At 67.1% G+C, this 22,148-nt stretch carries 21 protein-coding genes; 12 read left to right on the top strand and 9 right to left on the bottom strand.

From position 1 onward, the window contains the following. Window positions 1-64: 64 nt before the first annotated feature. From BHQ18_RS10155 to BHQ18_RS10170, 4 genes are all read right to left on the bottom strand, one after another. Complete coding sequence (locus tag BHQ18_RS10155) at window positions 65-1,267, bottom strand: zinc-binding dehydrogenase (RefSeq protein WP_069413473.1); 1,203 nt, start codon at window positions 1,265-1,267, stop codon at window positions 65-67. A 119-nt stretch (window positions 1,268-1,386) separates the two neighbouring features. Next, window positions 1,387-2,295 carry a biphenyl-2,3-diol 1,2-dioxygenase gene (gene bphC / locus BHQ18_RS10160; protein ID WP_069413474.1) on the bottom strand — a complete coding sequence of 303 codons (909 nt, stop codon included), beginning with the start codon at window positions 2,293-2,295 and terminating at the stop codon, window positions 1,387-1,389. A gap of 9 nt (window positions 2,296-2,304) precedes the next feature. Beyond that, entirely contained in the window at window positions 2,305-3,486 is a 1,182-nt protein-coding gene (locus BHQ18_RS10165; RefSeq protein ID WP_069413629.1) for an acyl-CoA dehydrogenase family protein, read from the bottom strand. A gap of 92 nt (window positions 3,487-3,578) precedes the next feature. Further along, window positions 3,579-3,875 carry a 2Fe-2S iron-sulfur cluster-binding protein gene (locus tag BHQ18_RS10170; RefSeq protein WP_069413475.1) on the bottom strand — a complete coding sequence of 99 codons (297 nt, stop codon included), beginning with the start codon at window positions 3,873-3,875 and terminating at the stop codon, window positions 3,579-3,581. 172 nt (window positions 3,876-4,047) lie between these two features. Between BHQ18_RS10170 and BHQ18_RS10175 the strand changes: the two genes are divergently transcribed. Beyond that, the gene (locus BHQ18_RS10175) at window positions 4,048-5,613 is read left to right on the top strand and encodes a flavin-containing monooxygenase (protein WP_372516641.1); all 1,566 of its coding nucleotides are present in this window, start codon (window positions 4,048-4,050) and stop codon (window positions 5,611-5,613) included. A gap of 9 nt (window positions 5,614-5,622) precedes the next feature. Here BHQ18_RS10175 and BHQ18_RS10180 read toward each other — a convergent pair whose 3' ends face one another. Then, window positions 5,623-6,513 carry an alpha/beta fold hydrolase gene (locus BHQ18_RS10180; RefSeq protein WP_069413477.1) on the bottom strand — a complete coding sequence of 297 codons (891 nt, stop codon included), beginning with the start codon at window positions 6,511-6,513 and terminating at the stop codon, window positions 5,623-5,625. 168 nt (window positions 6,514-6,681) lie between these two features. Here BHQ18_RS10180 and BHQ18_RS10185 point away from each other — a divergent pair, with 168 nt between their 5' ends. The 8 genes from BHQ18_RS10185 to BHQ18_RS10220 are packed head-to-tail and all read left to right on the top strand — an operon-like array spanning window position 6,682 to window position 15,814. Next, on the top strand, window positions 6,682-7,506 hold the full coding sequence (locus BHQ18_RS10185; RefSeq protein WP_069413478.1) for an MlaE family ABC transporter permease: 825 nt from the start codon (window positions 6,682-6,684) through the stop codon (window positions 7,504-7,506). Between the two features lie 9 nt (window positions 7,507-7,515). Continuing rightward, on the top strand, window positions 7,516-8,373 hold the full coding sequence (locus BHQ18_RS10190) for an MlaE family ABC transporter permease (protein WP_069413479.1): 858 nt from the start codon (window positions 7,516-7,518) through the stop codon (window positions 8,371-8,373). Window positions 8,374-8,382: 9 nt separating this feature from the next. Beyond that, complete coding sequence (locus tag BHQ18_RS10195) at window positions 8,383-9,594, top strand: MCE family protein (protein WP_069413630.1); 1,212 nt, start codon at window positions 8,383-8,385, stop codon at window positions 9,592-9,594. Next, a complete protein-coding gene (locus BHQ18_RS10200; RefSeq protein WP_069413480.1) occupies window positions 9,591-10,613 on the top strand; it encodes an MCE family protein in 1,023 nt (340 codons plus the stop codon). The genes BHQ18_RS10195 and BHQ18_RS10200 overlap by 4 nt, the downstream gene beginning before the upstream one ends. Next, entirely contained in the window at window positions 10,613-11,695 is a 1,083-nt protein-coding gene (locus BHQ18_RS10205) for an MCE family protein (RefSeq protein ID WP_069413481.1), read from the top strand. The genes BHQ18_RS10200 and BHQ18_RS10205 overlap by 1 nt, the downstream gene beginning before the upstream one ends. Next, complete coding sequence (locus BHQ18_RS10210; protein WP_069413482.1) at window positions 11,692-13,104, top strand: MCE family protein; 1,413 nt, start codon at window positions 11,692-11,694, stop codon at window positions 13,102-13,104. Before BHQ18_RS10205 ends, BHQ18_RS10210 begins: the two co-directional genes overlap by 4 nt. Next, window positions 13,101-14,303: an MCE family protein gene (locus BHQ18_RS10215; protein WP_069413483.1), complete on the top strand. Its 1,203-nt coding sequence runs from the start codon at window positions 13,101-13,103 to the stop codon at window positions 14,301-14,303. The genes BHQ18_RS10210 and BHQ18_RS10215 overlap by 4 nt, the downstream gene beginning before the upstream one ends. Beyond that, a complete protein-coding gene (locus BHQ18_RS10220) occupies window positions 14,303-15,814 on the top strand; it encodes an MCE family protein (protein ID WP_069413484.1) in 1,512 nt (503 codons plus the stop codon). The genes BHQ18_RS10215 and BHQ18_RS10220 overlap by 1 nt, the downstream gene beginning before the upstream one ends. A gap of 6 nt (window positions 15,815-15,820) precedes the next feature. On the opposite strand, the gene BHQ18_RS10225 is transcribed toward BHQ18_RS10220, so the two are convergent. Further along, complete coding sequence (locus BHQ18_RS10225; protein WP_069413631.1) at window positions 15,821-16,288, bottom strand: Rv2253/PknI dimerization domain-containing protein; 468 nt, start codon at window positions 16,286-16,288, stop codon at window positions 15,821-15,823. Window positions 16,289-16,509: 221 nt separating this feature from the next. On the opposite strand from BHQ18_RS10225, the gene BHQ18_RS10230 reads away from it, so the two are divergent. From BHQ18_RS10230 to BHQ18_RS10240, 3 genes are all read left to right on the top strand, one after another. Then, entirely contained in the window at window positions 16,510-17,757 is a 1,248-nt protein-coding gene (locus BHQ18_RS10230) for an MFS transporter (protein WP_443678408.1), read from the top strand. Then, complete coding sequence (locus tag BHQ18_RS10235) at window positions 17,754-18,188, top strand: hypothetical protein (RefSeq protein WP_069413486.1); 435 nt, start codon at window positions 17,754-17,756, stop codon at window positions 18,186-18,188. Before BHQ18_RS10230 ends, BHQ18_RS10235 begins: the two co-directional genes overlap by 4 nt. A gap of 81 nt (window positions 18,189-18,269) precedes the next feature. Beyond that, window positions 18,270-19,139 (top strand): EamA family transporter, encoded by an 870-nt coding sequence (locus tag BHQ18_RS10240; RefSeq protein ID WP_069413632.1) that lies wholly within the window; start codon window positions 18,270-18,272, stop codon window positions 19,137-19,139. A 105-nt stretch (window positions 19,140-19,244) separates the two neighbouring features. Here the strand turns inward: BHQ18_RS10240 and BHQ18_RS10245 are convergent, their stop codons facing one another. The 3 genes from BHQ18_RS10245 to BHQ18_RS10255 are packed head-to-tail and all read right to left on the bottom strand — an operon-like array spanning window position 19,245 to window position 22,138. Continuing rightward, window positions 19,245-20,090, bottom strand: a complete 846-nt coding sequence (locus BHQ18_RS10245) for an ABC transporter permease (protein WP_069413487.1) — start codon at window positions 20,088-20,090, stop codon at window positions 19,245-19,247. Beyond that, on the bottom strand, window positions 20,087-20,959 hold the full coding sequence (locus tag BHQ18_RS10250) for an ABC transporter permease (protein WP_069413488.1): 873 nt from the start codon (window positions 20,957-20,959) through the stop codon (window positions 20,087-20,089). Before BHQ18_RS10250 ends, BHQ18_RS10245 begins: the two co-directional genes overlap by 4 nt. Before the next feature lie 3 nt (window positions 20,960-20,962). Continuing rightward, window positions 20,963-22,138: a polyamine ABC transporter substrate-binding protein gene (locus tag BHQ18_RS10255; RefSeq protein WP_069413489.1), complete on the bottom strand. Its 1,176-nt coding sequence runs from the start codon at window positions 22,136-22,138 to the stop codon at window positions 20,963-20,965. Window positions 22,139-22,148 lie beyond the last annotated feature (10 nt).

Genomic DNA, 22,148 nt, shown 5'->3' on the forward strand with positions numbered 1-22,148 from the left:
AATATGCCTATTTGTAGCACGACGGTGTGCGGGCTGTCACACGAATGCGCGGAATCGGTGGCGGTCACGCCGCGACCTGCGGATATCTCGGTGCGTTGTCCGCCCGGGGCCACGGCGTGACGGCGCTGCTCTGCGGGTCGATGAGGATCTTGGCGTGCGCTTCGGCCGCGCCCAGGACTTCGAAGGCCCGAGCCACGCCGGCCAGGCCCACGGTGCCGGTGACGAGTGCCGAGGCATCCACCTCGCCGTCGGCGAGCAGGTGCAGGGTGTCGCGGAATTCCAGTGGCGTGTAACCGAAGACGAACCGCAGGTCGATGTCCTTACCGTTGGCCACCGCCGGTCGGAAGTGGTCGGTGCCCATGCACACACCGACCACGACGACTCGCGACTGCACGGGCGCCGCGCAGATGATCCCGTCGATGATCCCGGGCACACCGACGCATTCGAAGATCACCGGCCGCTTGGGGCCCGCTGCGCCCACGGTGTCGGCGATCCGGTACAGATGCGACCAGCCGGGCACGCGGCGCAGCTTCTCCATCGAGCCGACGGCGAGCTCGAACAGCTGTTGGGCCTCGGTGACGGTCCCGGACTGCCCGGCGGCCGTGTACGGGGACTCGACGGCGGGGTCGACGACGACGTCGGCGCCACAGCGCCCCGCCATCGCGCGCCGCGTCCCGGAGAAGTCGCTCGCGACTATGGTGTGCACGCCGAGAGACTTGAGATGGCAGATCACCGCCAGTCCGACCGGCCCGCAGCCGATGACGATCGCGACGTCGCGCTTACGGATCTGACTGCGGCGCACCGCATGTAGCGCGACCGCCATCGGTTCGGTCAGGGCGGCGGTGTCGAGGTCCAGCCCGTTCGGGACGACGAAGCTCATCGCGGCTTCGGCCAGGACGTGCTCGGCGTACGCGCCGGGCGCCAGTGGCGAGAGCCCGGTCATGTGCACCCCGCCCGCCGCGCGCACCATCGGAAACGACACCACCGGAGTCCCCAGCTTGAACTCCTTGGCGGCGCCGCGGCCCCGTTCGGCCACTTCGCCCACGAATTCGTGGCCCAGCACGACCGGCGTGTCCTCGCGCATGAAATCCGGGTAACCGACTTCGTCCATCACGTCGGTCAGTTCGTGGGCGTGGTCCTTCGCGTGCAGGTCGGATCCGCAGATGCCGCAGCGGCGCACCTCGAGCAACAGTTGCCCACGTGACGGGACCGGTGTCGGTAGGTCGACGACGGACAGGTTCTTGTTCTGACAGCTGACGGCCTTCATCGGCCCATCCTGTCCCACCGACGGTGACGCGACGCGCCGCCCCGGGCAGGATCAGACCCGGGCCGCGCTCCGTCCGGCCCGCCGGCGGTAGAAGCTGCCGTCGCCCAGCGGGACACCGCTCACGGGCGCATCGCGGCCGGCAGGTCGGAGACCCACTCGTGGCCCCAGTAGCTGTCGGCGGTGATCTCCTCCGCGGTGTAGCAGTTCTCGTCGACCCGCATACCGTCGGTGCCGAACTCGATGTCCCAGTCGCCCGGCGCCCGCACATAGAACGACACCATCTTGTCGTTGGTGTGCCTGCCCAGCGTCGAGGACAGCTGGAACCCGTCCTTGTTCACCCGGTCAAGGGCCTGGCCGACCGCGTCGAGGGTGTCGACCTCCACCATCAGGTGGATCAGGCCCGGGTCGCGCAACGTCATCGCCGGACAGATCGCCAGGCTGTGGTGGCGCGCGTTGATGCCGAGGAACCGGACGCGCAGCGGCCCGAACTCCGGCGGCGTCGGAACCCGGAACGCCCCGCGCGATTTGAAGCCCAACACCTCGGTGTAGAACTGGAACAGCCCGGGGACGTCGAGGGCCGGCAGCACGACATGGCCCAGGCCCTGATCGCCGGTGACGAACCGCGCGCCGAACGGTGTCACCACGGGACTGTGGTCGAGCACCGCGCCGTGGAACACCTCGGTCGAGGTACCGGCAGGGTCGTCGAACGCGATCACCTCCTCGACGCGACGGGCGTCCGCCTCCTGCAGCGAGAGTTCCTTGACCGGGACGCCCGCGCCGTCGAGGGCCGCCTTGACGCGGGTCAGCGCCGCGTGGTCGCGCACCTCCCAACCGACGGTGACGATCTTGTCGACGTCGCCGGGGACCACGATGATGCGGGCCGCGCGCTCGTCCATGCGCAGATACAACGCCTCATTGTCGGGACCGGAGCCTTCGGCGAAGCCGAGCACCCCGAACGCGAAGCGGCGCCACCGGTCCATGTCGGTGGCCTGGACCTTGACGTAGCCGAGGCTTTTCAGATCGCTCATCGCATCCCTCTAGATCATCGCCCGGAGCGGGCCCTGCGGGTCGACGCCCAGTGAGCTCAACGCCGAAGCGTGGAACACGGTGCCCGGCACATGGATTGCGTGCAGCTGACCGACGTGCACATCACGCCAGTACCGCTGCAGGGGCTTGTCCATGCGGGCGGCGTTGCCTCCCGAGCGGGCGAAGATCTCGTCGACGGCGGACACCGCGCGCCACACCGCGCGGATCTGGGTGCGGCGCCCGGCGGCCCGGTCCTCGAAGCTCACATCCTGGCCCGCGGCGACCATGTCGTAGATCCGGTCGGCGTTGGCCAGCAGTTCCTGGCGCGCGGCATTGATATCAGCCGCCGCTTCCCCGACGGCGTACATGACATAGGGGTCGTCCTTGATCGCGACCCCGCTGGAGTTCACCCGCTGGCGCTGATAGTCGAGGTGCGCGGCCAGCGCACCTTCGGCGATGCCGATCGTGGCGGCCGAGATCCCCAGCGGGAACATCGTCGACCACGGCATCAGGTACAGCGGTTCGGTCATGCCGGCCTCGCGCTGGGCGGTTCCGTCCATCACCTTCATCGCGTCCATCGTCCGGTACTCGGGGACGTACGCGTCCTTGACGATGACGTCCTTGGAGCCGGTGCCGCGCAGACCGACGACATCCCAGGAATCCTCGACGATCTCGTAGTCCGAGCGCGGCAGGATCATGTGCAGCATCTGCGGCGGCATCAGTGGTCTGCCGTCAGCGTCGCCGATCATGGCCCCGAGGATGATCCAGTCGCACGCGTCGGTGCCGGAGCTGAACTGCCAGCGCCCGCTGAACAGATATCCGCCGTCGACGGGCCTGGCCACCCCCTGCGGCGCATACGGTGAGGCCATCCAGGTGTCGACGTCGTCGCCCCAGACCTCCTCGCCGACGCGCGGGTCGGCGTAGGCCAACTGGTAGGGGTGGACCCCGACCACGCCGTTGACCCAGCCGGCCGCGGGGTCGAGCGCGGCGGTGGCCATCACCGTCTCGGCGAACTCCCGCGGATGCACCTCGTAGCCGCCGTGCTTCTTGGGTTGCAGCAGACGGATGGACCCGACGGCCTTCATCGACTTGACCGTCGCATCGGTCAGTCGCCCGATCTTCTCGGCCTCGGCTCCCTGGTCTTTGAACTGCTCGGCCAGTTCCATCACCCGGTCGAGTACGCGCTCGCTCATGCTGGTGTCCTCACTGTCTGCTTGCACTGATGGTCTACCGCAGCACACCGCCGGGCGGGGCCGATTCCCGGTCAGCGGACGGGGTTTTGACGTCAGTACTCGATGTGGATGTCGCCGCTGACCGGTCTGGCCTGGCACCCGAGGATCAGCCCGTCCGCCAGGTCGGCCGGCTCGAGGATGTCGCAGTCGGCCATGTCGACGCGGCCGCGCAGCACGGTCGCGACGCAGGAGCCGCAGTGACCCTCGCGGCACGAGTGCGGGACGTCGATGCCGGCGTCGAGCATGATCTCGACAAGGGTCTTGTCGCGGGGCCAGCGCAGGTGGTGGCGGCTCCCGTCGAGGTCGACGTCGACCAGGGCGTGGTCCCCGGGGGTTTCGGCTTCGGCCATGGCGGCGATCCTCACCGCGCCGCGTACAGGGGTCCAGCGGCGATTCCGGTGGCCGGTACGTGCGCGTGCAATTGTCCGGTCACCGGGAAGACGACCCGGTGTCCGGTGCCCGGCGGCCTACCGTGGCGGCGTGGGTATCTCCGGACAGCGGTCGAGCGTGGATGCGGTGGTCGTGGGGGCGGGGTTCGCCGGGCTGTACGCGCTGCACAAGCTGAGGTCACAGGGCCTGTCGGTGCGGGTGTTCGAGGCGGCGCCGGAGATCGGCGGAACGTGGTACTACAACCGCTATCCGGGGGCGCGCTGCGACGTGGAGAGCGTCGACTACTGCTACTCGTTCGACCCCGCGCTGGAACAGGAATGGGACTGGTCGGAGAAGTACGCCGCCCAGGGCGAGATCCTGCGCTACATGAACTGGGTCGCCGACCGGCTCGGCCTGCGCGACGGAATCACGTTCGACACCAGGGTCACCGCGGCGGTGCTCGACGAGGAAAACCTGCGTTGGACGGTGACGACCGATACCGGCGAGGTTGTCGTCGCGCGGTTCTGCGTGATGGCCACCGGTCCGCTGTCGGCGGCGCTGACACCTGACTTCCCGGGCCTGGACGGCTTCGCGGGGGAGCTGTATCACACTGCGCACTGGCCGCACGAAGCCGTCGACTTCACCGGCAAACGGGTCGCGGTGATCGGGACGGGATCGTCGGGCATCCAGTCCATCCCGGTGATCGCCGAACAGGCCGAGCGCCTGTACGTCTTCCAGCGGACCCCGAATTACAGTGTGCCCGCCGGTAATCGACCGTTGACCGACGAGGACCGCGCTCAGATCAAGGCGACATACGCCGAACGGCGCCGGCTGTCGTGGCGCAGCGGCGGCGGCTCACCGCACATCGCGCACCCGAAGCTGACAATGGAGGTCACGCCTGAAGAGCGTCGCGCGGCGTTCGAGAAGCGTTGGGAACTGGGCGGCGTGCTGTTCTCGAAGACGTTCAGCGACCAGATGATCGACCCGGCCGCCAACGAGGAGGCGCGCAAGTTCTACGAGGAGAAGGTCCGCGCGGTGATCGACGACCCCGAGATCGCCGAACTCCTCATCCCGAACGACCATCCGATCGGGACCAAACGGATCTGCACTGACACCAACTACTTTGAGACCTTCAACAAGTCGCATGTCAAGTTGATCAGCGTGCGTGAGACGCCGATCGTGTCGATCGATGCCGACGGGATCAACACCAGCGACGCGCATTACGACGTGGACGCGATCGTGCTCGCCACCGGGTTCGACGCAATGACCGGCGCGCTGGCCAAGATCGACATCGTCGGCCGCGGCAACCGCTCGTTACGCGACGACTGGGCGGGCGGGCCCCGAACCTACCTCGGGCTGGGTGTGGACGGGTTCCCGAACCTGTTTCTGGTCTCGGGGCCCGGCGCACCCGCGGTGCTTGCGAACATGGTGTTGCACGCCGAGGCCCACGTGAACTGGATCGCCGACGCCATCACGTATCTCGACGACCACGGCCACACGGCCATCGAGGCGACCGCGGACGCGGTGGACAACTGGGGCGTCGAACTCCGCCAGCGCGCGGAGGCCACGCTGTTCCCGAAGGCCGACTCCTGGTACACGGGCGCCAACGTACCCGGCAAGCCGCGCGGATTCATGTTGTTCATCGGTGGATTCGGGGCCTACCTCGACATCTGCGCCGACGTAGCCGCCGCCGGCTACAAGGGTTTCCGGCTGATCTAGTCGTACCGGTCACCGACGGCCCAGGAAGGCGAGCACCACACTCTCGAAGGCGTCCTTGGCTTCGATCATCGCCCAGTGTCCACAGTTCGGGAACACGTGGAGTTCGGCGTCGGGGATGGTGCGCATCGGGATCAGCGCCATGTCCAGCGGGCTGACCCGGTCGTCGCGACCCCACGTCAGCAGCGTCGGCGCGGTGACCTTGTGCATCTGCGCCCACGGCAGCGGCGCGTCACTACCGCGCATGAACGCCATCATCTGAGCGAACGCCGCCTTGCCGTACATGCGTCGCGCGGCCGCGAGTGTCTCGGGATCCGTTGCCAGCGCCCAACGTTCCTCGATCAACTGCTCGGTGACCAGCGACTGGTCGTAAACCATCGAGTTGAGCCAGTCGACCAGCCGCTGACGCGTGGGGTCTTCGGTGAACTCCTGCAGCAGACGGATGCCCTCGCTGGGTCCCGGACTGAAGATGTTGGTCCCGATCCCGCCGATCGTGACCAGCCGGCCGATTCGGTCGGGATGATTGATCGCGAAGTTGATCCCCACGCCGCCGCCCATCGAGTTGCCGACGATGTCGACGCGATCGACGCCCAGCGCGTCCAGGAACGGGGCGACCGCGCCCTGCGCGGTGACCATGGGATGGCCACCGACATCGTCGCTGACCCCGAACCCCGGAAATTCCAGGATCAGGCAGCGGTAGCGCTCGGCGAACGCAGGCAGCACACCGCGAAAGTTGCGCCATCCTGTGACCCCGGGGCCGGAGCCGTGCAGGAACAGCAGCACAGGGCCGCTGCCGACGTCGTAGTACCGCAACACCCCGGCAGGCGTGGACGTCTCCCGAAGATCGTTCTCCACGTGGGCATGGTTCGTCACGTGCGCAGGGAAGGCGGATGCGTCCGGCATACGGCCAGCCTGCCATGACCGTTGGGCTGTTCGCTGAAGTGTTCCGCTCACTGGGCGTCCCGGTAAGCGGGACGCTCACTGCGCCGCCCGCGAATTGACTGCGACGCTTGCCCGTCGAGACACGGTGCGCGCGCCGACCGGTGTCCGGTCACACAGTCAGGAGCACGAATGGAGTCATCGGCCAGGGCGGCTGAGGCCCCGGAGCGGTGGTCGGCCGGTCTTCCGCCGTTGCGGAATTTGGCTGGGCCGATGCAGGCGGTCGGGGCGTTGTTCGCGATGTCGGCTGATGCGGTGCGGTTTGTGTTTGTTCGTCCGTTTCAGTGGCGGGAGTTTTTGGAGCAGTGTTGGTTCATTGCGCGGGTGTCGTTGGCGCCGACGTTGTTGGTGGCGATTCCGTTCACGGTGTTGGTGTCGTTCACGCTCAATATTTTGTTGCGGGAGTTGGGTGCTGCTGATCTGTCGGGGGCGGGGGCGGCGTTTGGTGCGGTGACGCAGGTGGGTCCGATCGTGACGGTGTTGATCGTGGCCGGTGCGGGGGCGACGGCGATGTGTGCGGATCTGGGGTCGCGCACGATCCGTGAGGAGATCGACGCGATGGAGGTGCTGGGGATCAACCCGGTGCAGCGGTTGGTGACGCCGCGGATGTTGGCCTCGGGTCTGGTGGCGTTGTTGCTCAACAGTTTGGTGGTGATCATCGGGATTTTGGGGGGTTACACGTTTTCGGTGTTCATCCAGGATGTGAATCCGGGGGCGTTCGCGGCGGGGATCACGTTGTTGACCGGGGTGCCCGAGGTGGTGATCTCGTGTGTGAAGGCGGCGTTGTTCGGGTTGATCGCGGGGTTGGTGGCCTGTTTTCGGGGGTTGACGATTTCTGGTGGTGGGGCCAAGGCGGTCGGTAACGCGGTCAACGAGACGGTGGTGTACGCGTTCATGGCGTTGTTCGTGATCAACGTGGTCGTCACCGCGATCGGTATCCGGATGACGGCGGGATAACGGCACCACATGGGCACCACCACGATCCTGCGGAGCACTTACCCGCGCTTCACCCGCCAGGTCCGGCGACCGGTCGACCTGCTGGGTCGCCTGGGCGACCACATCCTGTTCTACGGGCGAGCGTTGGCCGGTGCGCCGCATGCGGCGATGCATTTCCGTAAGGAGATCGTGCGGTTGATCGCCGAGATCTCGATGGGTGCGGGCACGTTGGCGATGATCGGCGGCACGGTCGCGATCGTCGGGTTCTTGACTTTGGCTGCCGGTGGCACGCTGGCGGTGCAGGGGTATTCGTCGCTGGGCGATATCGGGATCGAGGCGCTGACCGGGTTTTTGGCGGCGTTCATCAATGTGCGTATCGCTGCGCCGGTGGTGGCCGGGATCGGGTTGGCCGCCACGTTCGGTGCCGGGGTGACCGCGCAGCTGGGGGCGATGCGGATCAACGAGGAGATCGACGCGCTCGAATCGATGGGCATCCGGCCGGTGGAGTATCTGGTGTCCACGCGGATCGTGGCCGGGATGGTGGCGATCACCCCGCTGTATTCGATCGCGGTGATCTTGTCGTTCGTGGCCTCCCAGTTCACCACGGTGGTGTTGTTCGGCCAGTCCGGTGGTCTGTATGACCATTACTTCGACACGTTCCTCAACCCGATCGACCTGCTGTGGTCGTTCTTGCAGGCCGTGCTGATGGCGATCACAATCCTGTTGATCCACACCTATTTCGGCTACTTCGCCTCCGGCGGACCCTCAGGGGTCGGGGTGGCCGTCGGCAACGCCGTGCGCACCTCGCTGGTCGTCGTCGTGTCGGTGACCCTGCTGGTCTCCCTTGCCGTCTACGGCTCCAACGGCAACTTCAACCTGTCAGGGTAGGTGTTGACGGTGAAAAGCACCCCCCAGCCGAGCGGCCCACGCGACTATGCCCGCCCGATCGCCGGATTCATCGCGGTCGCGACGATCGTTGCGATCGTTGCGCTCGCCGTCGCGCTCTTCCGCGGCGACTTCACCAAGACCGAACCGTTGACCGTCATCGCGGACCGCGCCGGGTTGGTGATGAACCCGGACGCGCGGGTCAAGCTGCACGGCGCCCAGGTCGGCACCGTTGCGGCCATTGAACCCCTGCCCGACGGACAAGCCGCGATCCATTTGGAGATGGACCCGTCGGCGCTGGCACTGATCCCTGCCAATGTGCGCGTCGACATCACGTCGCCGACCGTGTTCGGGGCGAAATCCGTTGCGCTGATTCCTCCCGTGGATCCGTCTCCCGAACCGGTGCGCCCAGGCCAGGTGCTCGACGCCGACCACGTCACCGTCGAGATCAACACCATCTTCGAACAGTTGGTCGCCGTGTTGGGAAAGATCGAACCCGTCAAGCTCAACGAGACGCTGGGCGCGCTGTCCTCGGGCCTCGCCGGGCGGGGCGAGAAGTTCGGGCAGATGCTGTCTGACCTCGACGCGATGCTCGCCGAGATCAACCCCGGCCTGGGCAACCTGAGCCACGACATCGCAGTACTGCCGCAAGTTCTCGACGCGTACGCCGACGCCGGCCCCGATCTGTTGGCGATCGTCGAGAGCGCAACCCGGGTCAGCGACACCCTCGTCGACAAACAGCAGGACCTGGACCGGATGCTGCTGAGCGCGATCGGGCTGGCCGACATCGGCAACGACGTCGTGGCTGCCAACCGCCCCGCCCTCGCCAAGGTGCTCGACCTGCTTGTCCCGACCACGGACCTGCTCAACCAGTATCACCCGGCGCTGAACTGTGTTCTGGCAGGCATGATTCCGTTGGCCACCGCGGCGCCCTCTCCGGTTCCGGGGGTCCTGCTGCTGGACTCCTTCGTGCTGGGCAGTGAACGGTACCGGTATCCCGGAAACCTGCCCAAGGTCGCGGCCAAGGGTGGTCCGCAATGCGCGGGCCTGCCCGATGTCGGCTACGGGACTCACGCGCCCTACGTGGTCAGCGACATCGACGCCAGTCGTGCGCAGTACGGAAACCAGGGGATCCTGTTGAACTCCGACGCCCTCAAACAGGCCCTGTTCGGGCCGATCGACGGCCCGACTCGCAACACCGCGCAGATCGGGATGCCGGGATGAGCGGCGTCGGCACCGTGATCAAACTGAGCGTGTTCGGCGCGGTGATGCTGCTGCTGACCGCGGCCCTGTTCGCGATCTTCGGCCAGTACCGCACCGGTTCGGCGAACGACTACTCGGCGGTTTTCGACGACGTATCCAGCTTGAAAGCCGGTGACTCGGTGCGGGTCTCGGGGATCCGCGTCGGCACCGTGCACGATGTGTCGCTGCAACCCGACAACACCGTGGTGGTCACCTTCGACGCCGGCAGCGACATCGTGCTCACCACCGGCACCAGGGCCGCGGTCCGCTACCTCAACCTCGTGGGGGATCGCTACCTCGAACTGCTCGACGGCCCAGGCTCCACCAGGATCGCCGGTCCCGGCTCGCAGATCCCCGCCGACCGCACCGAACCGGCGCTGGATCTCGACCTGCTCCTGGGCGGCCTCAAACCGGTGATCCGTGGACTGAACCCCGACGACGTCAACGCGCTCACCAACTCGCTGATCCAGATTCTGCAGGGCCAGAGCGGCAACGTCGAGTCGTTGTTCGCCAAGACCGCCTCGTTCACCACGGCCATCGCCGACAACGGTCAGACCGTGCGCGCGCTCATCGACAACCTCAACACCGTGATCACCACCATCGCCAAGGACGGCGACAAGTTCTCCGGCGCGGTCGACCGCCTCGAGAAATTGATCACCGGCCTGTCGAGCGACCGCGACCCCATCGGCGAAGCCATCACCGCGCTCGACAACGGGACCGCATCTCTGGCCGACCTGATGACCCAGGCCCGACCACCGCTTGCCGGCACCGTCGATCAACTCAACCGCGTCGCACCGCTACTGGAGAAAGATATTCCGCTGCTGGACATCTCGTTGCAGAAGACGCCCCAGAACTACAAGAAGCTGGTCCGCCTCGGCGCGTACGGCAGCTTCCTCAACCAGTACCTGTGCGGGATCTCGGTACGGGTCACCGATCTGCAGGGCCGCACCGCGCACTTCCCCTGGATCATCCAAAACACTGGAAGGTGTGGCGAGCCCTGATGCTGAGATACCGCGGCGCGTCGCTCGTTCGAACCGGATTCATCGGCGTGGTGCTGATCGTCCTCGTCATCGCCGTCGGCCTGCAACCGGAACGGCTGTGGGCGTGGGCCACCGCCATCAGGTACCAGGCGCTGTTCACTGAGGCCGGGGGGATCGCCGCCGGCAACGACGTGAAAGTCTCCGGCACGACGGTCGGTTCCGTCAGCGACGTCACCCTGGACAAGGGCAAGGCGCTGGTGACGTTCACCGTCGAGGGAAAGGTCCGGCTGGGGACACAGACCACCGCGCACATCCGCACCGGAACCCTGCTGGGGGAGCGCATGTTGACGCTCGAACCGGCCGGTGACGAGCCGATGAGGCCGAGCGCGCTCATCCCGGTTTCGCGGACGTCGTCGCCGTACTCGTTGACCGAAGCGGTCAGCGAGTTCACCGCGAACACCGCGGCCACCGACACGGCGTCGGTCAACCAGGCGCTGGACACGCTTTCGGACACCATCGACCGCGTCGCACCGCAACTCGGACCGACCTTCGAGGGGCTGAGCCGGCTTTCGCAGGCCGTGAACGGACGCGATGAATCGCTGGGTAGTCTGCTCGAAAGCGCGGCCGACGTCACCGGCGTGCTGTCCGAACGCAGCGAGCAACTCAACACCCTGCTCCTCAACGCCAATGACCTGATGGGGGTGCTCGAGCGGCGCCGGTACGCCATCGTCACCCTGCTGGCCAACACCTCCGCGGTCGCCCAGCAGCTGACCGGGCTGGTGCACGACAACGAGCAGGAACTCGCACCGACCCTGGACAAGCTCAACGCCGTCTACGAGATGCTCGAACGCAATCGCGACAACATCGCCTCGGCGCTCACCGGATTGGCCAAGTACCAGGTAACTCAGGGCGAAGCGGTCAACAACGGGTTCTACTACAACGCGTTCGTCGGCAACCTGCTGCCCGGACCGGCGCTGCAGCCGTTCCTCGACTACGCACTCGGGTACCGCCGCGGCGTGAACGCGGGCCAGCCGCCGGACAACGCCGGCCCGCGCGCCGAATTCCCGTTCCCCTCCAACGGAATCCCGGGAGGGTCGCGATGACCGCGCGCCGGCCGCTGGCCGTGGCTCTGCTGGTCGGGCTCATCGGACTGCTGACCGCAGGCGTCGCCGTGGTCGTCCGTCAGTCCTACTTCGGGCCCACGAACATCACCGCGTACTTCACCTCGGCGACCGCGATCTATCCGGGCGACGACGTGCGCGTCGCCGGAGTGCGGGTCGGCACCATCGAGTCGATCGAACCGGACGGAGCGCAGACGCGGATGCGGTTGTCGGTCGATCACAGCGTACCGATCCCCGCCGACGCCAAGGCGATAATCGTCGCCCAGAACCTGGTGTCGGCCAGGTACGTTCAACTCACACCGGCCTACGAGAGCACCGGACCGACCATGGCCGACGGCGCGGTCATCGGCATCGACCGCACCGCGGTCCCGGTCGAGTGGGACGAGGTCAAGGAACAGCTGACCCGGCTGGCCGAGGACCTCGGTCCGAGCGGCGACCTCTCGACGACCTCGGTGAGCCGGTTCATCGACACCGCGGCGAACGCGATGAGCGGCAACGGGGACAAGCTGCGCGAGACGATCACCCAGCTGTCGCAGGTCGGCCGCATCCTGGCCGACGGCAGCGGCAACATCGTCGAGGTCATCGAGAACCTGCAGACATTCGTCACCGCGCTGCGCGACAGCAACACCCAGATCGTGCAGTTCCAGGACCGCCTGGCCACGGTCAGCAGCGTCGTCGACGCGAGCCGATCCGACCTCGACGCCGCGCTCACACACCTGTCCGAAGCCGTCGGCGAGGTGCAGCGGTTCATCGCGGGCAGCAGGGACCAGACCGCCGAGCAGATCCAACGGCTCGGCGATGTGACCCAGAACCTCGCCGACAACCGCACAGCGCTCGAGAACGTCCTACATGTCGCGCCCAACGCCATCGGCAACGGCTACAACATCTACAACCCCGACACCGGCACCATGATCGGCGGCTTCGCGTTGTCCAACTTCGCCAATCCGGTGCAACTGGTGTGCTCTTCGATCGCGGCGGTGAAGAATGCGACCGCCGCCGAGGGCTCGAAGGCGTGCGGGGAGTATCTCGGCCCGGCGCTGCGACTGCTCAACTTCAACTACCTGCCGATGCCGTTCAACGCCTACCTGCAGAAGTCACCGAGCCCTGGGAACCTGATCTACGCGGACCCGGCACTGGCGCCCGGCGGCGCCGGTGGGGCGCCGGTCGCACCGGAGACGCCCCCCGCGGTGTCGGCGTACACCGGGGCCGGTGACATGGCGCCGCCACCGGGTTGGACGACGCCGGCGGCTCCGCCCGGCGCCTACGCTCCCACCGGTCTGCCCGCCGCACCCCAACCGGCTCTGTTCCCGGGCGCGCCGATCCCGCCCGGCCCGCAGCCACCGAGCACGCTTCGCGACATGCTGCTGCCCGCCGAAGGGCCCGCGTCATGACCGGCACCAGATCCCTCCGGCGGGCCGTGGCCACGCTGTGCTGCTCCGTGTTCGTCGCGACCGGATGCTCCTTCGACGGCGTGAACTCGCTGCCGCTGCCGGGAACCGTCGGCCGGGGCGCGGACGCCGCGGTGTATCACGTCCAGATCGCCAATGTCGGTTCCCTCGAACCCAACTCGCCGGTGCTACTCGGTGATGTCGTGGTCGGCAGCGTCGGACGGATGAAGGTCAGCAACTGGAGGGCCGACATCGAGGTGTCGGTCCGTCCCGACGTGGTGGTGCCGGCCAACGCGGTGGCGACGGTCGGCCAGACCAGCCTGCTCGGCTCCATGCATCTGGCCCTCGACCCGCCGCTGGGAGAAGCGCCCCGCGGGCGGCTCGAGGCGGGTTCGAGCATCGGACTCGCCCGGTCGTCGACCTACCCGTCCACCGAACAGACACTGTCATCGCTGTCGGTGGTGCTCAACGGCGGCGGGCTCGGCCAGATGGGCGACATCGTGCGCGAATTCAACGCCGCACTGAACGGACGTGAAAGCCAGATCAGGGACCTGCTGGTCCGTCTGAACGACTTCGTCGGCATGCTGGACACCCAACGCGACGACATCAACGCCTCGATCACCGCCATGGATCGGATGGCCGGCACGTTCGCCGCCGAGCGCGAGGTGATCACCACTGCGCTGCAACGGATCCCACCGGCACTCGATGTCCTGGTCAACGAACGTCCCCGCATCACCGAAGCGCTCGACCGGCTGGGCCGATTCAGCGACACGGCCACCGGGCTCATCAACGACACCAAAGACGACCTGGTCCGCAACCTCGCCAACCTCGAACCCGCGCTGCGTGCGCTGGCCGATGTCGGCCCCGACCTGGGCACCGTGCTGGCCTACGCACCGACCTTCCCCTACACGCAGAGCTTCATCGACCGCGCCATCCGCGGCGACTACATGAACCAGTTCATCGTCTTCGACTTCACGATCCCGCGGCTCAAGCGAGGTCTGTTCCTGGGTACCCGGTGGGGCCAGGAAGGTGCGCCGATGGTGCCGGCCCCCGGCGACCCGTGGTACCTGACGTACACCCTCGACCCGTTGAACGCGCCGATCACACCGGTGCCCACCGAGGTCGCCGACATTCCGCCACTTGTCGAAACCGTAGAGCCGGCACCGGGTCCCACACCACACCTCGGGGAAGGGGCGAACTGATGCTGACCCGGTTCATCCGCAACCAGCTGATCATCTTCACGATCGCCTCGGTGGTCGGTGTCACGCTGATGGTGTTCGCTTACATTCAGGCGCCGACGCTTCTCGGAATCGGCCGGATCACGGTGCAACTCGAACTACCCGGCACCGGCGGGCTCTACCGGTTCTCCAACGTCACCTACCGCGGGGTCCAGATGGGCAAGGTGCTCGAGGTGCGCCCCACCCGGGACGGCGCGGTGGCCACGCTGTCGCTGGCGACGTCGCCGAAGGTCCCCGCCGACACCAAGGCCCAGGTGCGCAGCGTCTCGGCGGTCGGCGAGCAGTACGTCGACCTGGTACCCGAGAACGCCGACGGACCGTATCTCGCGGACGGTTCGGTGATCCCGCGGCAGAACACATCCGTTCCGCAAGCCATCGGGCCGATGCTCGATCAGGTCAGCGCACTGGTCGACAGCATCCCCGAGGACAAGATCAGCAGCCTGCTCGACGAATCGTTCGAAGGGCTGAACGGGACCGGATACGACCTCGGCTCGCTTCTGGACTCCTCCGCGCGAATCGTCGGCGACGGCAGCGCGGTTGCCGATCGGACCCGGGCGTTGATCGACGACAGCCGCCCGCTGCTCGACGGGCAGGCACAGTCAGCGGACGCGATCCGCACCTGGGCGCGCAGTGTCGCGGGTATCACCGGACAACTCGCCGACAACGACGCGCAGATGCGCACGATACTCGAGGTCGGTCCCGGCGCGGCCGACGAAGCGTCGCAGTTGTTCAGCCAGGTCAAGGCCACCCTGCCCGTGCTCTTGGCGAACCTGACCGCCGTCGGGGAGGTGGGCGTGACGTATCACGCTGCCCTGGAACAACTTCTGGTGCTGTTCCCGCCGTATGTCGCGGCGACGCAGACCGTCGGTGTCGCACGCAACAACCCCACCGGGATGGCGCTGGGCGACTTCACGCTGGTGATGAACGACCCGCCCGCCTGCACGGTCGGCTTCCTGCCGCCGAACATGTGGCGCTCGCCCGAGGACGAGACCATCGTGGACACCCCCGACGGCCTGTACTGCAAACTGCCGCAGGACTCGCCGATCGGCGTTCGGGGGGCACGCAACTATCCCTGCCTCGACCAACCGGGTAAGCGTGCCCCGACGGTCGAGATGTGCCGCAGCGACCAACCGTTCGAGCCGTTGGCCATGCGCCAGCATGCGCTCGGGCCGTATCCGGTGGACCCGAACCTGATCGCCCAGGGCGTCGGGCCCGACGACCGGGTCGACTTCGGCGAGCGGATCCACGCACCGGTCGAGGGCACCCCGATGCCACCGCCGACGACCCCGCTGCCACCGCCGCATGCGGCGCCGAGTTCATCACACACCGGTGAAACCGGTGGGCCGTCCGTGGGTTTCGCCACCTACGATCCGCAGACCGGGCAGTACGCCGCGCCGGGCGGCGCAGTGTTCCGCAAGGCCGACCTGGTCTCCGGCCCGCAGACGTGGCAGGACCTGCTGGTGGCGCCGGAGTGAGGAGGGTCAGCCGGTTTTGACGAGCTTGAACGGCATCGCGATGAAGACGGGTTTGCTGACGCCGCAGGCGCCGCTGACACCGGTGGTCTGGTCCTCGCCGGCCAACGTCGTCGACGTCGGATCGGTGATGCTGCCGTCCTCGTTGACCGGGACGAACCTGAACACCTGCAGGCCGGGCGCGGCCGTCCCGTCGGGGCACGGCACCCAGTTCTCTACGGTGTGCTTGACGTACCAGACGCCGCCTGTCTTGTAGATCGGTGCGGTCCAACCGAAGTCGCTGACCACGGTCCCGGTGCACTCGGTCGGATAGCTGCAGGTGGTCGAGACCGTCCAGGTGCTGCGAAGGCTGGCTTCGTCGCGGAAGACGTCGTTTCGCTTGGCGTACTCGCCGTTGGAGGTCGCTGTGTAGGTTCCGTTGAGACCCCACTGGTCATCGGAGGCCTGTGCCACTGCGGCAGATCCGAATACGGGCATCGCGACGGCGACCACGCACCACGCCAGCCGGCGACCATTCATGATCTGCTCCTCACGCGTTCAACGCGCACCGTAGAACCGCTCACGAGACCGATGGGGGAGGCTGCCCGCTCAGCGGGACGCCGACGGGAATCCGGCGGTTCTGTTGGAAGGGTGGCGGGGTGGATTCGGCGGTGTCTCACACGCGACAACACGATCGGTCGTCGCTGCGCAGAATCGCGGTGTCCAGCCTGATCGGCACCGCCATCGAGTACTACGACTTCCTCATCTACGCCAGCCTTGCGGCCCTGGTGTTCGGCAAGGTGTTCTTCCCCAACAGCGATCCGGCGGTCGCGACCATCGCATCTTTCGGCACCTTCGCCGCCGGATACCTCGCGCGCCCCATCGGCGGTGTGCTGTTCGGACATTTCGGCGACCGCGTCGGACGCAAGTCGATGCTCGTGCTCACGATGACCCTGATGGGAATCTCGAGCTTCCTGATCGGACTGCTGCCGGGATACGCCCAGATCGGTGTGGCCGCACCGGTTCTCCTGGTCGCGTTGCGAGTCGTGCAGGGTGTCGCACTGGGCGGGGAGTGGGGTGGTGCCACGCTGATGGTGGCCGAACACGCCGACCCCGATCGCCGCGGCTTCTGGAACGGCTTGATGCAGATGGGCTCGCCGGTCGGCTCGCTGCTCGCCACGCTCGTCGTCACGATGGTGACCTGGCTACCCGAGGACGCGATGCTCGACTGGGGTTGGCGGGTGCCCTACCTGTTGAGCGCGGCACTGCTGGCGGCCGGCTTGTACATCAGGCTGCACGTCCCTGAGACGCCCGCCTTCGAGCGGATGGCGGGTCAGCGGCGGCGGTTGCCGTTCGCCGAGGTGCTCCGCCGCCCGGCCAGATTCCTGCTGGCGTGGGCGGTCGGCATCGGCCCGTTCGCGCTGACCGCGTTGCTCAGCACGTACATGATCAGTTACGCGACCGCAATCGGATACGAGACATCCACGGTGATGACCGGGGTGCTGTTCGTCTCGCTCACCGCGCTGGTGGCGATTCCGGTGTTCTCCGCGCTGTCCGACCGCGTGGGCAGGCGCACGGTTGTCTTCGCCGGGGCGCTCGGCATCGTGATCTTCGCTTGGCCGATGTACACGATGGTCGACAGTGGTTCGGTGACAATGCTTTTCGTCGCCCTGACCGTCGGTCAGGTGTTACAGTCGGCGATGTACGCCCCGCTGGGAGCGTTGCTGTCGGAGATGTTCGGCACCACCGTTCGCTACACCGGGGTTTCGATGGGCTACCAGTTCGCGGCACTCGTCGGCGGCGGGTTCACCCCGCTGTTCGCGAGCGTCCTGTTGGCCGCCGACGTGCGCAGCGCGCCGCTGGTGGTGCTCGCCGCGTGCTGCGGCGCCGTGACCATCCTGGCGATCGCCGGAATCCGCGAGACGAAGGGTCTCGATATCACGACGCTCGACGGGAGACCTATATGAAAGCCGCGCTGGCATGCGTCGCCCTCACGGTGGCGGCGGTGATGACCCCCGGGACGGCTCACGCCGACACCGCGTACGGCAACTTCCACCTGGTGATCGAGGGTCGGTACGACTTCCACACCTGGTTGTGGGCGATCTCGCGATGTCCGGGGGAGTGTCTGCGCATCCAAGCGATACCGCAACCCAACGCGAAGGCGTTCCCGTACCGCGGTGACGCGACGCGGGCCGATGGTCGCTACACCCTGACCGTCGACGTGCCTGACGGTTTGCGTTGCGGCAACGTCTATTACGGACCCGTCATCGCCACCAGGGACGTGTACACCTGGGATGCCGCGACACGGTCGGGTGTGCTCGAGTCCACGTTCGGCAGCGGATGCGACGGGGCGCCGGGCGGGACGCTGCGCTATCCGTTCAGCCTGGTGCGGCTGTAGGCAGACCGTTCGGAAATCCGAAACGGTATGTCCGCGGAAATCACGTGGACGCGAACGGTCGTGATCCCGTTCAATGCAGGGATGCTGAGTCAGGCCCGCGCGGGAGCGGCGATGGCGATCGTCGCGATGCTGTGCGTGCAGATCGGCGCCGCCGTCGCGGTCACTTTGATCGACCGCATCGGCGCCGAGGGCGCGGCCTGGCTGCGACTGGCGTGGGCCGGCGTGCTGATGCTGGTCGTCGTCCGGCCCCGGCCGGCGTCGTTCACCTGGGCCACCTTTCGCATGTGCGTGCTCCTCGGTGTGGTGACCGCCGGTATCACCCTGCTGTTCATGGCGTCGCTCGCCCGCATCCCGCTGGGCACCGCGAGCGCGATCGAGTTCCTCGGGCCCCTCGGGGTGGCCGTCGCGCTCGGCACCGGACGCGCCCGCGTGCTGTGGCCCGGCCTCGCCGCGGTCGGTGTCCTGCTGCTGACCGAACCGTGGAGCGGCGCGGTCGACCCTGTCGGCGTGCTGTACGCGCTGGCGTCGGCGGTCTGCTGGGCGCTCTACATCGTGCTGACCCAGCGGGCCGGCGACGCGGTCACCGGGGTCAACGCGCTTGCGGTGTCGATGCCCGTGGCCGGACTGGTCGCGACGCTGACCGTCGGACACCTCGTGCTGCCCCGGCTCACCCCGGATCTGCTGCTCATCGGCATCGGGTTGGCGATCCTGCTGCCGGTGGTGCCGTTCATCCTGGAGTTGCTCGCACTGCGCAAGCTCACCACCGCGGCGTTCGGCACCCTGATGGCGCTCGAACCCGGCTTCGCGATGTTGATCGGGTTCATCGTGCTGCACCAGACCCCGCACCCCATCGGCATTTTCGGCATGTGCTTCGTTGTCGCGGCGGGCATGGGTGCGGCCCGTTCCGGCGCCCGCACCCCGCCGCCGGTCCCGGCTGAGGTCAACAGCTAGCGCGCCGATTTCTGCAGCAGGGTCGCGATCGCCGCCGATTCACGACCCTGGCGTCGATCTCGGCGACATCGGCGACATCGGCGACATCGACGGCGACACCGACGACTAGACGTGGACCCGCTTGCGCCGGTACAGCGTTCCCAGCGCCAGCAGAATCAGGCTGATCACCAGGATCGCGGTCGCGAGCACGTTGATCTGTGGCGGCACCGCCGCCTTGACCGCCGCGTTCACGAACAACGGGTAGGTGACGGTCGAACCGCTGACGAAGTACGTGATGATGAAATCGTCGAGCGACAACGCGAACGACAGCATGCCCGCCGCGACGATGCCCGGCACGATCAGCGGCAGCGTCACCCGGAAGAAGGTGCGGACCGGGCTGGCACCCAGATCCAGCGACGCGTCCTCGAGCGTCCAGTCGAATCCGCGCACCCGCGCGCGCACCGTCATCGCGATAAAGCTCACCTCGAAGGCGATGTGCGCCAACACGATCGTCACATAGCCGGTGGCCCAACCCAGATCCAGGAACAGCACCAGCAGCGCGGCGCCCATCACGACCTCGGGCGCCGTCAGCGGCAGGATCAGGAACGTGTCCACCGCCCGCTGGCCCCGCCACCGCTGCCGCACCAGCGCGATCGCCACCAGCGAGCCCAGCACCAGCGCGACCGCCGTGGACACCGCCGCGACGTTGATGCTCAGCTGCAGCGCCTCGGTCAGCGGCGGGTACTTGAACGGATCGGCCCAGTTGTCCAGCGTGAAGCCCTGCCAGCTGTAGTTGAACTTGCCCTTCGGATCGTTGAACGAGAACAGCACGATCACGAAGATCGGCAGGAACAGGTAGAGCAGCACCAGACCCGCCACGATCCGCAGCAGAATGTCACCCCACTTGGGCGAGCCCTTGACCGATTTGGCCGGCGCGTCGGAGGTGACGTCGGCCATCGCCTGAAGGGTCATACGAGGTCCTCCGTGCCCAGTGCCCGGGTGTAGAGCAGCACCCCGGCGAGGATGATCGCCATCAGCACCATGCTCAACGCCGCCGCGGCCGGGTAGTCCTTGACCACCAGGAACTGCTGCTGAATCACGTTGCCGATCATCGTGGTCTGCGTGCTGCCCAGATACTCGGCGTTGATGAAGTCGCCCGCGGCCGGAATGAACACCAGCAGGCTGCCGGCGAGCAGGCCCGGCATCGACAGCGGCAGAATCACTTTGGTGAAGGCGCGGGTGTTCGACGAGTACAGGTCCTTGGACGCCTCGATCAACCGCGGATCGATCTTCTCCAGGCTGACGTACAGCGGCAGGATCATGAAGATGATCCAGTTGTAGGTCAGCCCGCCGATCACCGCCCAACTCGTCGACAGCAGCCGACCGTCGCTGAGCAGACCCAGTGAATCGAGCGCGCTGACCAGCCAACCGTCGTCGGCCAGAATCGTCTTCCACGCGATGGTGCGGATCAGGAACGTGACGAAGAACGGCAGGATCACCAGCCCGAGGATCAGGTTCTTGAACCGCCCGGCCTTGAACGCGATCACGTACGCCAACGGGAACGACAGCAGCATGCACAGCACCGTCGCGGTGGTGGCGTAGCCGAACGACCGCAGGATCTGGTCGGAGTACTTGCCGAACGCCTCGGTGTAGTTACTGAAGTCCCACGAGAACGTCAGTGTCGGAAGGAAAATCGACCCGCTCGCCGAGGACAGCGACGTGCGCGCCAACGAGAAGAACGGCACGACGAAGAACACCGCGAGGTACGCCATCGCGGGCAGGATCATCAGGTAGGGGGCGATCCTGCTGCGCTGCCGACCACTGCTGGCGACTCCTGCCATGCATCAACCGCCGGTGACCGCGGCGTACATGGTGGCGTACTCCTGCTTCTGCTCGTCCTGAAGCGGCGCCCACGCCTTGATCCGGTCCAGGGTCTCCTGCGGCGGGTTGATCAGGGCGTTGCTGGCGAGGTTCGGGTCGATCTTGTTGAGCTCGTCGGTCATGTCGGCGAGCACCGGCACGAACTGGGTGAACGCCACCAGCTTCGCGTAGTTGGCGCGGTCGTAGACGTAGTCGATGTACGCCTCGGCGGCCTTCTGGTTCTGCGTGGTGTAGGGCACCACCATGGTGTCGAGGAAGTCGGTGCCGCCCGAGTCGGGGACCACGAACTGCAGGTCGGGGTTGTCGGCCTGCAACTGCACCACGTCACCCGAATAGGCCTGGGCGACAACCACGTTGCCGGCCGCCAGGTCGTCGGCGTAGTCGTTGCCGGTGAAACGCCGGATCTGGCCCCGGTCGTTCTGCTCGCGGATCAGATCCACGGCCCGCTGCACCGACTCGGTGGTGGGTGCTGCCGGGTCGCCGCCCTGGGACTGCATGACCATGCCCACACCGTCCTGGAAGTCGCTCAACAGGCTGACGCGGCCCTTGAACGCCGGATCCCACAGGTCGTCGATCCGGGTGATGTCGCGGCCGGTGGCGGCTCGGTTGTAGGCCAAGCCCACCATGCCCGTCATGTACGGCGCGCTCCACTTGCGACCGGGATCCATCTGCGCCTCGAGCATGTCCTTGCGCAGGTTCTTCTTGTTCGGGATGCCGTCGGCACTGAATTCGTTGACCCAGCCCAGGTTGTGGACCTGCGTCGCCATGAACGAGGTCGGCACCACGAGGTCCGCGCCGATGTCCTGCTTGCGCGACAGCGGCTCTTTGACCTTCGCGAACCACTCCTCGTTGTCGTTGTAGTCCTCCTTGTAGTCCACGGTGATCCCGGACGCCTGCTGGAAGGAGGCGATGAAGCCGTCGGCCATGTACAAGGGCCAACTCGAGATTCGCAGCGTGCCGCTGGCCGGCCCGCCCTCGGCGGAGGTGGTGCCGCTGGTGCCGCTCTCGGAGCCGCAGGCGGCCAGGACCGACGGTCCGAGCGCGAGTGCCGCGGCCGCCGCGGCGCCACCGCCGAGGAAGCGGCGACGAGAGGTGCGGTTGGCGGCGAAACGGGCGAGGCGGGGATCCAACTGGGACATCGAGTCTGGG

This window comes from Mycolicibacterium flavescens (assembly GCF_001722335.1).
Classification (GTDB): domain Bacteria; phylum Actinomycetota; class Actinomycetes; order Mycobacteriales; family Mycobacteriaceae; genus Mycobacterium; species Mycobacterium flavescens.

Bases quoted from the DNA above. Each gene is read 5' to 3' on its own strand.
- BHQ18_RS10155 (WP_069413473.1), bottom strand. From the start codon at position 1,267: ATGAAGGCCGTCAGCTGTCAGAACAAGAACCTGTCCGTCGTCGACCTA.
- bphC (WP_069413474.1), bottom strand. From the start codon at position 2,295: ATGAGCGATCTGAAAAGCCTCGGCTACGTCAAGGTCCAGGCCACCGAC.
- BHQ18_RS10165 (WP_069413629.1), bottom strand. From the start codon at position 3,486: ATGAGCGAGCGCGTACTCGACCGGGTGATGGAACTGGCCGAGCAGTTC.
- BHQ18_RS10170 (WP_069413475.1), bottom strand. From the start codon at position 3,875: ATGGCCGAAGCCGAAACCCCCGGGGACCACGCCCTGGTCGACGTCGAC.
- BHQ18_RS10180 (WP_069413477.1), bottom strand. From the start codon at position 6,513: ATGCCGGACGCATCCGCCTTCCCTGCGCACGTGACGAACCATGCCCAC.
- BHQ18_RS10185 (WP_069413478.1), top strand. From the start codon at position 6,682: ATGGAGTCATCGGCCAGGGCGGCTGAGGCCCCGGAGCGGTGGTCGGCC.
- BHQ18_RS10190 (WP_069413479.1), top strand. From the start codon at position 7,516: ATGGGCACCACCACGATCCTGCGGAGCACTTACCCGCGCTTCACCCGC.
- BHQ18_RS10200 (WP_069413480.1), top strand. From the start codon at position 9,591: ATGAGCGGCGTCGGCACCGTGATCAAACTGAGCGTGTTCGGCGCGGTG.
- BHQ18_RS10205 (WP_069413481.1), top strand. From the start codon at position 10,613: ATGCTGAGATACCGCGGCGCGTCGCTCGTTCGAACCGGATTCATCGGC.
- BHQ18_RS10210 (WP_069413482.1), top strand. From the start codon at position 11,692: ATGACCGCGCGCCGGCCGCTGGCCGTGGCTCTGCTGGTCGGGCTCATC.
- BHQ18_RS10215 (WP_069413483.1), top strand. From the start codon at position 13,101: ATGACCGGCACCAGATCCCTCCGGCGGGCCGTGGCCACGCTGTGCTGC.
- BHQ18_RS10220 (WP_069413484.1), top strand. From the start codon at position 14,303: ATGCTGACCCGGTTCATCCGCAACCAGCTGATCATCTTCACGATCGCC.
- BHQ18_RS10225 (WP_069413631.1), bottom strand. From the start codon at position 16,288: ATGCCCGTATTCGGATCTGCCGCAGTGGCACAGGCCTCCGATGACCAG.
- BHQ18_RS10235 (WP_069413486.1), top strand. From the start codon at position 17,754: ATGAAAGCCGCGCTGGCATGCGTCGCCCTCACGGTGGCGGCGGTGATG.
- BHQ18_RS10240 (WP_069413632.1), top strand. From the start codon at position 18,270: ATGCTGAGTCAGGCCCGCGCGGGAGCGGCGATGGCGATCGTCGCGATG.
- BHQ18_RS10245 (WP_069413487.1), bottom strand. From the start codon at position 20,090: ATGACCCTTCAGGCGATGGCCGACGTCACCTCCGACGCGCCGGCCAAA.
- BHQ18_RS10250 (WP_069413488.1), bottom strand. From the start codon at position 20,959: ATGGCAGGAGTCGCCAGCAGTGGTCGGCAGCGCAGCAGGATCGCCCCC.
- BHQ18_RS10255 (WP_069413489.1), bottom strand. From the start codon at position 22,138: ATGTCCCAGTTGGATCCCCGCCTCGCCCGTTTCGCCGCCAACCGCACC.